The organism is Acinetobacter ihumii (genome assembly GCF_900625095.1).
GTDB classification, from domain to species: domain Bacteria; phylum Pseudomonadota; class Gammaproteobacteria; order Pseudomonadales; family Moraxellaceae; genus Acinetobacter; species Acinetobacter ihumii.
The window spans coordinates 2,025,576-2,039,979 of sequence record NZ_LR130760.1 but is presented as its reverse complement, the minus strand read 5'-3'; the positions used below and the strand labels follow the sequence as shown (position 1 = coordinate 2,039,979).

Genomic DNA, 14,404 nt, shown 5'->3' with positions numbered 1-14,404 from the left:
CTTTCTGATGAAAGGCTTTTTTAATTGGATCGTTATCTTAGTGCAAGAATCGGGTCGTCAAGATACACAGCCTGATTTACAGTAAAACTGAATATAGGAGTTTTGCTGATGAAAAATTTATCCTCCAGTCAGTTTAGTCTGATCGCAGATATGATTGAATATGCCTATCAGCATTTTGAAGATCAGCCCAGTCTGGAACAAATGGCTGCTACTGTGGGATTAAGTCCGAGCTATGCGCAGCGTCAGTTTCAGGAGTGGGTGGGTATTAGCCCGAAAAAATTTGTGCAATACCTGAGTTTGCAACGTGCTAAAGCTTTACTCAATCGACGTTATAGTATTTTGGATACGGCGCTGGAAACTGGACTGTCTGGAACTGGGCGTTTGCATGATTTATTTGTACAAATTGAAGGCATGACCCCAGGAGAATACAAACAACAAGGTCAGCATTTGCTGTTCAGTTATTCCTTTGAGCAAACGCCTTTTGGGGATGTGTTTATCGCTAGCACCTCAAAGTCGATTTGTGCCTTACAGTTTACACAAGCGACTGGTTCACAAAGCACGGCACTGCAAGAGCTGAAACATAAATTTCCTTTGGCACAGTTTCAGGCGGATTCAATTGCATTACATCAACAAGTAGCTGCATGGATTGCCGATGAGTTAAGCTTAAAAATGCAGCAAAAGATTCCACTGCGATTACAAGGCACGCCCTTTCAGTTAAAAGTCTGGGAAGCATTACTGAGTATTCCAGAGGGGCAGTTAAGAAGTTATCAACAAATTGCTGAACACATTGGTCACCCCAAAGCGGTACGCGCAGTTGCGAGTGCGATTGCAAATAATCCGATAGCCTATTTAATTCCTTGCCATCGGGTGATTCGATCTACAGGCATGATTGGTGAATATCATTGGCATACAGGACGTAAACTGGCTTTGTTAAGCTGGGAAATGGCAAAACAGGAGCAGCAACAATGACGCAGGATTTGTTTGCGCCAGAGCCACAGAGGAATGTGCTGCCCTATGATGGCGAAGTACAGGATTATGGTTTATTTCTGGATGCCGAACAGGCAGAATTTTACTTCCGTTATTTGCTTGAGCATTTACATTGGCGACATGATGAAGCCAAACTTTATGGCAAGCATTTTATCACACCACGTAAAGTGGCATGGTATGGCGATGCACACTATCGTTATGCTTACTCAGGTGTCATGCGTGATTCTCTAGCTTGGGATGCCAAACTATTTGAGTTGAAACAAGGGATTGAGCAGTTATTGGGAGAGCAATTTAATTCATGTTTGGCCAATTTATATGAAGAAGGTACACAAGGTATGGCGTGGCATAGCGATGGTGACATCTCTCTGGCAGAGCAAACCACAATTGCTTCTCTAAGCTTGGGCGCGACCCGAAAGTTTTGTTTTCGGCATATGGCCAATAAACAGAAAATTGAAATGATGCTGCAATCAGGACAGTTGATTGTGATGCGTGGTGTAACGCAACAGCATTGGCAACATGCAATTATGAAGTCACAGAAAATTCTGCAACCCCGTATTAACTTAACCTTTAGGCAGTTTTTGCGATAATTTGTTTTAGCTTTAGTTAAGTGTTGAACGCTTCAATGTTGACATATTAACTATGGGTTTCTTCATCTTCGAGTGTTTTGGCAATTTTGTCGATATTTAAACTTTTCGCCATCGCATCAAAAATGTCTTTATACACGCCACTTTGCAAATACAGTTGTTCATGTTCACCATGTTCTACAATTTCACCGTCCTGCATGACATACATATAATCGGCATCAATAATTTGCGACAGGCTATGCGAAATCATGATCACTGTCCGCCCTTGTTTGATTTCATCCAGACTATGTTTGATTTGTTCGGTGGCAATGGCATCCAGACTTGCAGTCGGTTCATCCAGAAAAATAATGGGTGGATCTTTTAAAAACATGCGTGCCAATGCAATACGTTGTTGTTGTCCGCCCGAAAGCATGAGGGCATCGGTATCATAGCCTTGACTTAATTGACTAATTTGTTCATGAATCGAGGCTTTTTGAGCTGCCACAATCACTTCATCTAATGTTGCCTGCATTTTTCCATAACGAATATTGTCCAGAATTGAACCCTGAAAAATATGATTCTTTTGCAGGACTAATCCAATATGATCACGTAAGTAATGGGTATCGATTTGATTCAGATTTACCCCATCCAGTAAAATTTCACCAGAATCAGGTAAATAGAATTTATCCAATAAGCTAATTAATGTGGATTTACCTGCACCTGAAAGTCCGACCAACGCCGTAATTTTATTGGGCTGAATGGTCATATTGATATTTTTTAACGCCTGATGTCCATTTTCATAGCTAAAGTTGACATGGTTTAATTGAAATTGACCGTGAATCTGTGGTTGAAGTGGGCCGCTACTTTCAATTTGTTCATCGGCATTTAAAATCTGAAAGAAGCTTTCCGAGTAGATCATGGCATCATTTACTTCATCATAAATTCGATGTAGCGAACGAATGGGAGCAGAAACATTATTAAACAATAAGATATGATACATAATCATACCAATACTCATTTTTCCTGCCAGCACAAAATAAGAGGTTAAAATAATAATCAGCACGATCCCAATCTGTTCAATAAAGGTTTTTAAGCCGTCGAACAGAAAGCTGGTTTGCCGTGTGTGCATCTGGTTATCAGTAAGATCGCGTTGTAATTTAAGTTGTTTGTCTGATTCAATCGCTTCACGATTAAATGATTTAATCACGGCAATGGACTGAATAATGCCTAAAATCCCCTGACTTTTTTTCTCTCGACCATCACGTAAACGTCGTCGCCAGCCACCCAGTTTTTCCGCCTGTTTAAAGGTAATCCAGAAATAAATTGGCACAATTAATAATGCCACCAGCCCAATCCAGAAATTGGCGTAGAACATCAGCCCCAAAGCAATAATGGCACTGGCAAATAACGGTAAAATATCAATAAAGAATATTTGTACCAGTCGAGTTAAAGAACCAATCCCCCGATCAATTCGAGTCTGTAATTTTCCTGCCTGATTGTGTTCCTGACTAAAAAAACTGAGGCGATACTTTAGAAATTTTTCAATAATGCTTTGGGCCAAATCCTGAGACACATAGATGCGCAGTTTTTCTCCATAGTACTTTTGTCCGAACTGAACTAAGGCATTTAAAATTTCTTTACCAAGGAGAATAGCCGAAATCAAAGCCAGAATGCTCCAGCCTTCATGGAGTCCTTGTCCCGCTTTCACCAAGGCATTAATACGATCCACTGCATATTGCAAGGTCAGCGCGTTGACCTGCGCAGTGACTGCGCCAATCAGCGTTAAAATCAGCGTTGCGATCACCAGCAGTCGGTAAGGTCTGACAAAAGGGCGAAGTTGCTGAAAGAGAAGCCAGAAATTCATAAGCACATTTTTTTGTTATTTGTGAAGATTAGTCTAAAAAGGATCGGCTTTAGGCTCAAGAGGGAGTTATGTAACCAGAAAAAAGCCCATGTGGTCACATGAGCTTTTACTCTGAGGAGGAGTGTCTTCAGTTGAAAATAGCTTAATCTCATGGAAAAATTAAGGCTTTTTTGAAGAACAATGTCATTATATGAGAATTTGCTTGATTTTTCAAATTGCGACAGGCTAACTTCGAGACTAAATGTTCAAATTCTGTAAGCCATGTTCTATATTTTGAGCTTTTTCACTCTGTGATAGTGTCAAAAATTTATGTTCAATTTGCGCCGCATTGCTTTTCAGAATTTCAATCAACTTCTCGATATGTATAAATTCAAAGCGATTTTTGGATGCCACAATGGTCAGTGCCAAAGGCGATTCTTTATTGGTCGAGAGTTTGATGGGTACGGACAAGCCGGAAACATTCGGATCCAGTTCGCCATGAGACAAATAATAGCCTTGCTTTTTAATTTTCTTCATACGGTTTAAAAAGCTTTCTTCATCCTGCGCAAAACCAACTTCGGCAAGTTGTGAGGCAAAACGGTGATAATAATCCTGAATTTGTCGTTTCGGTAGTTGTGCGATAATCACTTTAGGCGATGAACCCATATACACTGGACGTGGACAGCCACGACCATAAGAAAGTAAATCGGTATTACGAAACACCTCATGGTGGATATCAATACAATAATCCCGATTTAAATGTGTGAGTAAACAGCATAATTCCGTTCTTTCAGCAATTTCCTGCATGAATGGGCTGCTGATTTGTACCAAAGGATCGGTCGTCCGTGAGATATAATCCAGCACGGCAATTTTCGACCCCAAGGTATAGTCGCCTGAAGTTCCACTGATGCGTTGCAAAATATCGGCTGACACCAGTTCTTTGAGATAACGATAACTGGTGGGTTTGGACAAACCCAGTTCATCACAAATGATATCGACATTAATCACAGGACGGGACACTGAAAATAAATCCAGAACGGTGAGAATTTTGCCAAAGCTTGAAAGCGCCATGATTACCTACTTTGCTAAAGAACCATCAGAAACACGAGCGTATTGATCATAACAAAATAACAAATTACGTGGTGCTTTACAGCGTAATTTAAATGATTGATTGACAGCAGCATGATCAAATTTGGATACAATATAGATATTAAAATGTAATTAATTATCATAATAAGATATTTTGTTGACTATTTTTTATTTTTTTGACAAAATTATGCTGTAAAATATCCAATGAAGAAAGTTTTTAATCTGTGCTACAGATTGAAAAGATAGTAAAAGGTAAAAGATTGTAAGGCTATCAAAACTTTTTTCATCTCATCTCTGATTGATCTTTCATTGACATCGTAATTTGTTTTTACATGATCTGTAAAAGCACTAGTTTGTGAGTCGATAAAAAGATCATCTGGTTACAAAAAGATCTTTTTGTGTCGGTTATCAAACTTTGTATCACGGACTAAGTGTGCTGTACTGTGATGAAACAGGCGACTCAAAGATCAATCCTTTATAGGCATATATAAGCAAAACACCACGGCATTGTAGTGTTGAGATCATTGCATGTTATTGAAACAGATATTGGCATTCAGACCCTCGCGAATGGATTTGATTTTTGCAGTCAAAACCTTTATCGCCATGATGATGGCACTTTATGTGGCATTTTCGCTAGATCTGACTTATCCGATGTGGGCGGCTGGAACGGTCATTATTATCGCGCAGCCTTATGCGGGCATGGTGTCATCCAAAGCGCTTTATCGTTTAGTTGGTACCATATTAGGCGGGGTTTTAGCCATTTTTTTTACCCCGCGTTTGATCGATATGCCGATTTTATTTACCTGTATCCTCTCTGTCTGGGTGGGATTGTGTTTATATATTTCTTTGCTGGATCGCACGCCGCGCAGTTATGTCTTTATGCTGGCAGGCTATACCACGGTCATGATCGCCTGTAGCTCGATTTATAATATTGATAGTCATAGTGTATTTGACATGGCCTTAAGTCGGGTGCTTGAAATCTCGATTGCGGTGATTTGTAGTGCTGTGGTTTCTGCCACGATTTTTCCGGCACATTTGGGTTCACAACTGCAACAGCGTGTCCAAAAAACACTGGATGATACGCGGGATGTTTTTAAACGAATTTTGACTGATGCTGAACATAGTCAAAGTTATACCCAGCTTTTAGGTGGCATTACTCGCGACACGACAGATATTCATGGTTTGGCTGTGCATCTGGCATATGAAAGTGGTGAATTGCAAGGCATGACCAAACCGATACAGGAATTACTGCATCAGGAAACTATGGTGGTATCCAATCTGGTGTCAATGTCGGAACGTATTTTTCAACTGGATCAGATCAATCAGGACTATCGACCTGCTTTACAGATTTTATATGAGCATGTGGTTCAGTTTTTACGTGCCCAAACCGAGATTCAAGCTGATCAATTGAACCAGTTACCACCTGAATTTGAGCAAGATTTTGACCGATTATTTAGTCTGATTACACCAGAACAAAAGGTCATGATGAATGCTTTGAAAATGGATATTCGTCATTTTATTCAAAATGTTATGGCAGTAAAACTGTTGTGGCAATTGATTCAAAAAGGTGAAAAACGGATTCCATCGACCATTGCAACGATTACTACACAATATCCGAGTTTGCATCGTGATCATGGGATTGCTGTCCGCAGTTCGATTGCGGCTGCTTTAGCCACTGCCGTTTCCTTTTTAATCTGGATTTATACGGGTTGGCATGCGGGTTATATGATGGCGCAGTTAACTGCCGTTAGTGCCTGTATTTTGTCCATGCTGGATAACCCAATTCCCGCTCTGAAAACATTTATTCGGGGTTCGGTGTATGCTGCAATGATTACGATTTTCTATGCTTTTGTGATCATGCCGCAGGTTCATGATTTTTGGCAATTAGGTTTAGTGTTGGCACCATTAACGATTTATTTAGCCAGTATGTTTCCAACCCCGATGCTGATGATGTTGGCACTGCCAATGCTGATTAACTTTATTATGAGTTTAGGGCTGCAAAACCGATACATGATGGATGCTGTGACCCTGATGGATACGGCAATGGCGGGTGTGATGGGACCCATTATCTCGATTTTGGCGATTTATTTTATTCGTGCCATGTCACCAGAAGCCAGTGCCCGACGTATCTTGAGCCTGCATTATCGAGCAATGAAAGATGCCCTGTATATTCCCTATGGAACGGGTTTTCGAATTCATTTGCGGAGTATGTTGGATCGTATCGGAATATTAAACAGTAAGCTGGTTCAGTCAGATGAACTGAAACGTGCCATGAATCAGGCTTTAATTGAAAGCAGTGCCGTGGTGAATTTAAGTCGTATTGCCGAGTTAAGTCGAAATGACAAAACTTTGCCTGAGCTCAAACAGGCACTGAAACAGTTACAACAGCTACTTGATGCCAGTTTCCGCGATCAGGAAAAACATATTGCGTTAAATCCTGCATTGAAGCGCAATGTTCTGGCACAAATACATGAGATTGAAACACTGGTTTTGCGTGAACCAGATTTTGAAGTTCAACAGCGGATTCAAATGGGTATGAACAATATTCGCAGTAGTATTTTCCATGTACAGACACACGGTGAAGAGCTTCAGGGAGCTGCACATGGGTGAGTTGAATCTGTACGGTGTGTATATTCCAACTTTGCTGATTCAGGCGATTTTGGCCTACGTGCTATTTAGGTTGGTATCGCTACTGACCAATCGCTTGATTGCTTCAGGCTGGATTGGATTTCCAGGGATTTTTAACCTGAGTTTATACATCCTGATCTTGTTATTGGTACATTATGTATTTCTGTTGTTTCAGACAGCATAACGTTTATAGATGGCACATTAAAATTGATTTTGGCGAACATTTCAGACGAAATTTAAGGTAAGCAACATGAGTTCTTTTGATGCACGGAAAATTGTCCGTCCTCTGGTGACATTGATCATTGCAATTTTAGCCATTTTTGCGATTGTTCATTTGTGGAATTATTACAATTCTGCACCGTGGACACGTGATGGTCGGGTGCGAGGTGATGTCGTACAGGTCTCTTCCGACGTGTCAGGCTTAGTGACCGAAGTATTGGTGCAGGATAACCAGACCGTGAAAAAAGGACAGCCTTTATTTCGAATCGATGTTGCACGTCAACAACTGGATGTCGAGCAAGCACGTTCTGATCTTGCCAAAGCCAAAGCAGGTCTGGCTCAAGCAGAAGCCAATGCCATTGCAGCCAAAGCCAATTTAGAAAAATCACGTGCCACAACGCAACTGGCTGAAAAAAATGCAGCGCGTTATTCAAACTTGATGGATGGTGCAATTTCCAAGCAAGAACAAGATCAAATGTATGCCACACGCGATCAATCCAAAGCAGAAGATGCGCAAATGGCAGCTGCGATTGAACAGGCACAGGCCACGATTAAACAGCAACATGCCTTAATTGAAGTCTCTCAAAGTGCACTTAATTTGGCGTTACTGAATTTAAAACGTTCTGAGGTGGTTGCGCCTGCGGATGGTACCTTGTCCAACTTTGGTTTACGTGTGGGTAATTATGTCAAAATTGGTGATGCTGTTGCGGCATTGGTTGATCGTGAGCAATTGTATGTGGTGGGTTATTTTGAAGAAACCAAACTCAATCATATTCATGTCGGCGATAAAGCCACCATTCAATTGATGGGAGATTCACAAAAAATTCGTGGCCATGTACAAGGGATTGCCAGTGGTATTGAAGACCGTGAGCGTTCGAGTAGTTCCACTTTACTGGCCAATGTGAATCCAACATTTACATGGGTACGCTTGGCACAACGTGTTCCTGTCAAAATTGTACTGGATGAAACCCCTCAAAATGCCTTGGCCTTTGTGGCAGGTCGTACTGCAACAGTACGTATTGAAAATTAAGGTTTGAATACAAGACAACAATGGTTGCTTGATGAAATAAAAATGGCGGATTTTAATCCGCCATTTTATTAGGGTTGAATCCCTTGAGGATGATGATACCAGCTCTGAATCAGAAGGGCGGCAGCTAAACTATCTGCCGATAAGCGTTTGCCACGACCCTGATCATGATAAGAGTCAAGTTCATCTCGCGCTTCACGTGTGGTCAAACGTTCATCGACCATCCATGTTTCAATATTGGTTTGATGACGTAAACGCCGTGCAAATTTACGTGCACGCGTCGAAAGTTCTGATTCCGAGTCATCCATATTTAATGGCAAACCAACCAGAAATAAGCTGGGCTGCCATTCTTTAACAATCTTGAGCAATGGATTCCAGTCAGGAATTCCATCTTTCATCGGAAATAAAGCTAATGGGTTGGCACTTTCAATCGCAGATTGACCCACGGCCATTCCCATCTTCTGCGTGCCAAAGTCAAACGCCATAATCATTTGTGGTGTTACAGATTCAGGCATGACCAATCTCGGAAGAGAGCCATGTGCGGTCAACGCCTAGCTTTTTATAGGCAGCGTCCCAACGCGCGTCATAAGGTAAATTAAAAATCAGATCCATATCTGAATCACAAACCAGCCAGTCGCCACGTGAGATTTCATCTTCAAGCTGGTTTTTGCTCCAACTGGCATAGCCCAATGCAATTTGATAACGACCGACACCTTCGTTATGTGCGATTGCATCTAAAATGTCTTTACTGGTGGTGATACACAGGTTTTCACCGACCGCAATCGAAGAGTGCCACGTTGGCTGCCCTGTGTGCAGCACAAATCCGGCTTCAGGGCGTAAAGGCCCACCTTGTAGCACTTCATGTGGCTGGACATGGTCTGCGTCAATATCCATATCATTCAGCAGTTCTTTGACCTGAATACCGGATGGACGATTGATAATTAAACCCTGAGCACCGTCTTCATCGTGACGTGCCAAATAAATTACAGTATTCGCAAAGAAATCATCGGCCATTTCTGGAGGAGCAATCAGACAACGGTGTGTCAAATATTGTTTGGTCACCTAAGCGGTTCTCCTTAAAACGTGGTCGCTTTGTATTGAGATAGGATGTTCTTATCAACATACAAGAGTAAATGGATTTCGCCAATCATTTTTCAGTGTTTTATGATAGAAAAATAATTGACGAAAAAAGCAGAAGAAAATGTAATGAAATGGTTTAACTGTGTTGGAATTTAAGCTGACGTAATTGTTTGGCATGTTGCAAGGTGGTGTCATTGATTTCGACACCGCCTGACATACGGGCTAATTCCAGTATGCGCTGTGGTTCATCTAATTCAATAATGGTACTACTGGCAGGGTCAGTTTGTTGTTTTTTCACCAGTAAGTGCTGATCGGATTGAGCTGCAACTTGGGGTTGATGAGTAATACACAGCAGTTGCACATGTTGCGCCAAATCTGCCAGTAAGCGACCGACCACTTCAGCTGTACCGCCACTGATCCCGACATCAATTTCATCAAAGACCAGGGTTTCTGCTTCGGTTTTTTCAGCATTCATGACCTGCATGACCAGTGCAATACGCGATAATTCCCCACCCGAAGCAACCCGAGCCAAAGGTTGCGGCGGCATACCCTTATTGGCAGTAAATAAAAGCTGAATAAAACTTAAGCCCTCAGCATTCGGTTGCTCCAGTGGTTCAAATTTAAACTCAAAATGCGCTTCAGGCAGCGCCAAAGGTTTGACTTGTTCTGTAAGCTGCTTGGCAAGAGGAATGGCGGCATCACGACGAATTTGATCCAGATGTTGTGCTTTTTCCAAAAAGCTTTGATGCGCAATTTCAACTTGTTCAGCCAGTGTTTCTGGATCCTCAAGCTGATGTAACTTTTCTAGCTCAAGTTGCCAGTGTTCATATTGCTGTTTAAGTTGTTCAGGTTGAATACGATACTTGCGAGCCAAACGGTGAAAAACTTCCAAATGGGTATTTAAGGCTTCCATGCGTTCAGGATCAAAACTCTGACGATCCATAAATTGACGTAGATTGGCAGTTGCATCGTCCAGTTCACTTTGGGCATTGACGATTGAATTATAAATTTCAGAGAGCTGTTCGCTACGTCCCGCATGTGTTTCAATTCGTTTTAAAATAGATGCCAGTTCCTGATTAATGCTGGGTTCAGCTTCATCCAGTGCATTTAAACTATACGCACAGTCCTGCATGATGTGTTCATGATGACTTAAGCGATCAAACTCCTGTTCAGTTTCTTTATAATCAGTTTGAATGATGTCTTCGAGTTCTTCGAGTTGTAGTTCAAGTGTTTGAATACGCTGCTGACGAGTGGCTTGAGCATCGAGTGCCGATTGATGCTGGCGAATCGTGGCTTGCCATGTTTGATAGGCTTCTTTAACGTCTTGCGCAGGTTGGTAAAAATTACGATAACGATCTAACCAATGCTTCGGGTAGGGCGGTTCCAGCAATTGCTGCTGGCTGTGTTGACTATAAAGTTGCACCAACAAACGCCCAATTTCCTTGAGTTCAGATAAGCTACTGGGACGACCATTAATCCATGCCTTACTACGACCTGTGGCAAAAATGACACGGCGTAGATGGATTTCACCTGTATCGTCATCCATTTCATGTTCTTCAAGCCAGCGTGATTCTGGACTTTGCGGCTGATAGCTAAAACTTGCGGTAATATCGGCTTTTTCGGCACCATATCGAACATAGTTAGTATCTGTGCGTTCGCCCAAGCAGGCAGAAAGTGCATCGAGCAGCAAGGATTTCCCTGCACCTGTTTCACCCGTTAAAACATTAAATCCTTGTTCAATATCGAGTACCAGATGATCAGCCAGCGCAAAGTTAATCAGAGTTAAATGAGTCAGCATATACGCGTCCAGAGCGTTGGTCTTTTTTGTTTAAGATAGATAAATTTTATCATCGCCACAAGGCATAAACTGAATAAAATCTCATGAACCAGTGACATCATCGATTGAATTACTCAAGCAGGCTAACAAGATTTAAATGAAATCAGCTCTTGTTTGCATGAAGCCGAGGTCGGCTAGATTTGTCACGAGACTGTCTTGATTCGTCTTTAAAATGATCAAAATTCTGTATCGCATATTTAAAATGTTGACCACTGAAAAGAGCAAGCACAAAGCATCGATACGAATTAAAACGAGAATAATCAATATATAAAAAAGGCATAAAAATTGCTTAGATAGCAAACGCAAGATAAAAGAGATTGATTAGTTATTTGCCCAGAATTAAACTACGTCAGTCATCACCCCCTAATACAAATGCGGCAAAATTGGAGAGTTACGCATGAGTTCAGCTCAGTTTGATCATGTAACGGTAGTAAAAAAATCAAATGTTTATTTTGGCGGTTTGTGCATTAGCCATACGGTTCAATTTGAAGATGGAACAAAAAAGACACTTGGTGTGATTTTACCAAGTGAACAAGCGTTAACTTTTGAGACGCATGTCCCTGAACGTATGGAAATTATTTCGGGTGAGTGCCGTGTGAAAATTGCTGACAGTACCGAAAGTGAATTGTTCCGTGCAGGGCAGTCATTTTATGTGCCAGGCAACAGCTTATTTAAAATTGAGACGGATGATGTGCTCGATTATGTTTGTCATTTAGAAGGCTAACCTGTTTGCCCGAAAATCGGTTAAACTAGCTGCATAAATGAGTAAATCAAGAAATCCTGTGAAGTTGGCTTTACAGGATTTTTATTTTGAGTTCAATAAAGTTGAGATAGAGGTCAGGCATGGCAAAACCAGAATATTATTATGGCGTACATTCGGTTGAGTCATTGCTTGAGCTTGAACCTGAGCGGGTGTTGACCTTATTCACCCTAAAAGGACGTGATGATCAACGTTTACAGAAAATTTTGGAACTGGCTGAACCGTTTGGAATTAGTGTGCAAAAAGCCAGCCGTGATAGTCTGGAAAAATTAGCAGGTCTGCCTTTTCATCAAGGGGTGGTGGCCGCTGTTCGACCGCATCCAACTTTAAATGAAAAAGATCTGGATCAACTGTTACAGTCAACCCCTGATGCCTTACTTCTAGCACTCGACCAAGTCACTGATCCACATAATCTGGGCGCATGTATCCGTACTGCCGCAGCCATGGGGGTGCAAGCGGTGATCGTTCCTCGTGATCGCTCCGCAGGTTTGACCCCAACCGCACGAAAAGTCGCAGCAGGTGGTGCAGAAAAGGTTAAATTTATTCAGGTGACCAATCTGGCACGAACACTCGCACACGTCAAAGAGCAGTTTTTTGTACGCGTGATTGGCACCATGCTGGATGAAAAAGCACTTCCAATTCAAAAATGTGATTTAACAGGTGGGCTGGTGATTGTGATGGGCGCTGAAGATACGGGATTGCGCCCCATTACCCAGTCACAATGTGATCAAACCGTGTATATTCCCATGAGTGGCAACTTACAAAGTTTAAATGTCAGTGTGGCAACAGGAATGGCGCTTTATGAAGCGAGCCGCCAACGCCATCCCGTATAAATTTTTAAGCTAAACCTGATGTTGTAAAGAAGGACGCTATGTCTCCGCGAGCCCAAGGCTATGCTTTTGTTGCCATTACCATGTGCATCTGGGGTGGTTTTACCATTTTTTCCCGTTTAAATGCACAGTGGCATATTAGCGCATGGGACATTACTGCACTTCGTTTTGCGATTGCGTTTGTCATTTTAATGCCAATCTTGATCTATAAAAAAGATTTGGCATTTTTATGTCGAAAAGAATCGGTGATTTTGGCACTCATCGGTGGGGTAGGCTACTGCCTCACGGCCTATAGTGCCTTTCTTTATGCCCCCGCGGCACATGCAGCGATCTTTTTAAATGGTTGTATTCCATTGTGTACTGCGCTGGCAGCTTATTTATTATTTAGACAACCTTTTGATCGACATACGTGGTGGAGTGTCGGCATTATGCTGGCAGCCATTGCACTCATGAGCTATTTAATGTCAAAAGATGGGCAATCTCATTTTGGTGTAGGCGATGTCTTATTTGTAGTGAGTGCAATTTGGTGGGGTATTTTTACAGTTTTATTAAAACAGTGGAAGCTTTCCGCGTGGCACTCCATGGCCAGTGTCGCAATTTGGTCAGCCATGATTTATTTGCCCATCTATGTGTTGTTTTTTCCTAAACATTATTCTGAGGTTGAGCCGCTGCATTTTGCGATTCAAGGTGTGTTTCATGGGGTCTTTGTGGTCATCATCGCCACCATTACTTATGTCGCGGCAATTGAGCGTTTAGGGGCATTTAAAACAGGAAGTATTGTCACACTGGCGCCGTTTATTGCCGCAGTGATTGCAGTGCCACTATTGGGCGAGCCTTTAAGTCCTGCAATTGCCTGTGGTTTAATTGGGATGGGAATAGGTGCCTTACAACCATGGCGTTGGCGTTTAAAAGATAGTTTAACGCTACAATTAGAACGTCAAAAAGATCAGGAACGTTCCAAATAATGGTGATGTAAAGTTGCAAGTTGTTGATATAAATGATCCAGATGTCCATCATTCATTACAATATCATCTGCCATTTGACGTTTCTGCTCACGTGGCATTTGTGCCGCAATAATTTTTTTAATCTGCTCTGAATCCTGACCATCACGTTGGCTGGCGCGTTCGATCTGAATGGCTTCACTGGCATCAATCAGCAAAGTTCGATTGGTGAGTTGATGTTGATCTGTTTCAAATAATAATGGCGAAACCAAGATGACATAAGGGCTATGGGCATCCTGTAGTTGCTGCATAATTGATTGGCGAATGGCAGGATGCGTAATTTGTTCGAGTTGGTGTCGGGCAGATGGATGTTGAAAAATATGTTCTCTTAAGGCTCGCCGATTTAGACTCCCATCCGCATTAAGTACCCAATCTCCAAAAGTGTGCTGAATCTGTTCTAAAGCCGGCTGTCCAATCTCGACCACTTCACGTGCCACCACATCAGCATCAACGACATTAATGCCTTGGGTTTCAAACCATTGGCTGGCAGCAGATTTACCGCTACCAATACCACCTGTTAAACCCAGTATGAAACTCATG

14 protein-coding genes are annotated in these 14,404 nt (G+C 41.9%); 8 read left to right on the top strand and 6 right to left on the bottom strand.

Features of this window, described 5'->3' with window-relative positions; all coding sequences use genetic code 11:
* Positions 1 to 108 precede the first annotated feature (108 nt).
* Entirely contained in the window at positions 109 to 969 is an 861-nt protein-coding gene (locus tag E0D95_RS09620) for a bifunctional transcriptional activator/DNA repair enzyme AdaA (protein ID WP_130803652.1), read from the top strand.
* Positions 966 to 1,574 (top strand): alpha-ketoglutarate-dependent dioxygenase AlkB family protein, encoded by a 609-nt coding sequence (locus E0D95_RS09615; RefSeq protein ID WP_130803651.1) that lies wholly within the window; start codon positions 966 to 968, stop codon positions 1,572 to 1,574. Before E0D95_RS09620 ends, E0D95_RS09615 begins: the two co-directional genes overlap by 4 nt.
* 46 nt (positions 1,575 to 1,620) lie before the next feature.
* On the opposite strand, the gene E0D95_RS09610 is transcribed toward E0D95_RS09615, so the two are convergent.
* Both E0D95_RS09610 and E0D95_RS09605 read right to left on the bottom strand, forming a co-directional pair.
* Entirely contained in the window at positions 1,621 to 3,414 is a 1,794-nt protein-coding gene (locus E0D95_RS09610) for an ABC transporter ATP-binding protein (protein WP_130803650.1), read from the bottom strand.
* A gap of 237 nt (positions 3,415 to 3,651) precedes the next feature.
* Positions 3,652 to 4,464 carry an IclR family transcriptional regulator gene (locus E0D95_RS09605; protein ID WP_130803649.1) on the bottom strand — a complete coding sequence of 271 codons (813 nt, stop codon included), beginning with the start codon at positions 4,462 to 4,464 and terminating at the stop codon, positions 3,652 to 3,654.
* Between the two features lie 546 nt (positions 4,465 to 5,010).
* On the opposite strand from E0D95_RS09605, the gene E0D95_RS09600 reads away from it, so the two are divergent.
* From E0D95_RS09600 to E0D95_RS09590, 3 genes are all read left to right on the top strand, one after another.
* On the top strand, positions 5,011 to 7,092 hold the full coding sequence (locus tag E0D95_RS09600) for an FUSC family protein (protein WP_130803648.1): 2,082 nt from the start codon (positions 5,011 to 5,013) through the stop codon (positions 7,090 to 7,092).
* Positions 7,085 to 7,294, top strand: coding sequence for a DUF1656 domain-containing protein (locus E0D95_RS09595; RefSeq protein WP_130803647.1), 210 nt, complete (start codon positions 7,085 to 7,087; stop codon positions 7,292 to 7,294). Before E0D95_RS09600 ends, E0D95_RS09595 begins: the two co-directional genes overlap by 8 nt.
* A 66-nt stretch (positions 7,295 to 7,360) precedes the next feature.
* Complete coding sequence (locus E0D95_RS09590) at positions 7,361 to 8,359, top strand: HlyD family secretion protein (RefSeq protein ID WP_130803646.1); 999 nt, start codon at positions 7,361 to 7,363, stop codon at positions 8,357 to 8,359.
* 68 nt (positions 8,360 to 8,427) lie between these two features.
* On the opposite strand, the gene ruvX is transcribed toward E0D95_RS09590, so the two are convergent.
* The 3 genes from ruvX to recN all read right to left on the bottom strand — a co-directional run bounded on the left by ruvX (position 8,428) and on the right by recN (position 11,234).
* Complete coding sequence (ruvX, locus tag E0D95_RS09585; RefSeq protein ID WP_130803645.1) at positions 8,428 to 8,871, bottom strand: Holliday junction resolvase RuvX; 444 nt, start codon at positions 8,869 to 8,871, stop codon at positions 8,428 to 8,430.
* A complete protein-coding gene (locus E0D95_RS09580; RefSeq protein ID WP_130803644.1) occupies positions 8,864 to 9,418 on the bottom strand; it encodes a YqgE/AlgH family protein in 555 nt (184 codons plus the stop codon). The genes ruvX and E0D95_RS09580 overlap by 8 nt, the downstream gene beginning before the upstream one ends.
* A 154-nt stretch (positions 9,419 to 9,572) precedes the next feature.
* A complete protein-coding gene (gene recN / locus E0D95_RS09575; protein WP_130803643.1) occupies positions 9,573 to 11,234 on the bottom strand; it encodes a DNA repair protein RecN in 1,662 nt (553 codons plus the stop codon).
* Between the two features lie 436 nt (positions 11,235 to 11,670).
* On the opposite strand from recN, the gene E0D95_RS09570 reads away from it, so the two are divergent.
* The 3 genes from E0D95_RS09570 to E0D95_RS09560 all read left to right on the top strand — a co-directional run bounded on the left by E0D95_RS09570 (position 11,671) and on the right by E0D95_RS09560 (position 13,828).
* A complete protein-coding gene (locus E0D95_RS09570; protein WP_004991681.1) occupies positions 11,671 to 11,997 on the top strand; it encodes a pyrimidine/purine nucleoside phosphorylase in 327 nt (108 codons plus the stop codon).
* A gap of 119 nt (positions 11,998 to 12,116) precedes the next feature.
* Positions 12,117 to 12,866 (top strand): 23S rRNA (guanosine(2251)-2'-O)-methyltransferase RlmB, encoded by a 750-nt coding sequence (rlmB, locus tag E0D95_RS09565; RefSeq protein WP_130803642.1) that lies wholly within the window; start codon positions 12,117 to 12,119, stop codon positions 12,864 to 12,866.
* A gap of 38 nt (positions 12,867 to 12,904) precedes the next feature.
* Entirely contained in the window at positions 12,905 to 13,828 is a 924-nt protein-coding gene (locus tag E0D95_RS09560; RefSeq protein ID WP_130803641.1) for a DMT family transporter, read from the top strand.
* Here the strand turns inward: E0D95_RS09560 and coaE are convergent.
* Positions 13,810 to 14,403: a dephospho-CoA kinase gene (gene coaE, locus E0D95_RS09555; protein ID WP_130803640.1), complete on the bottom strand. Its 594-nt coding sequence runs from the start codon at positions 14,401 to 14,403 to the stop codon at positions 13,810 to 13,812. The two genes, E0D95_RS09560 and coaE, sit on opposite strands and share 19 nt — an antisense overlap.
* Between the last annotated feature and the right edge of the window lies 1 nt (position 14,404).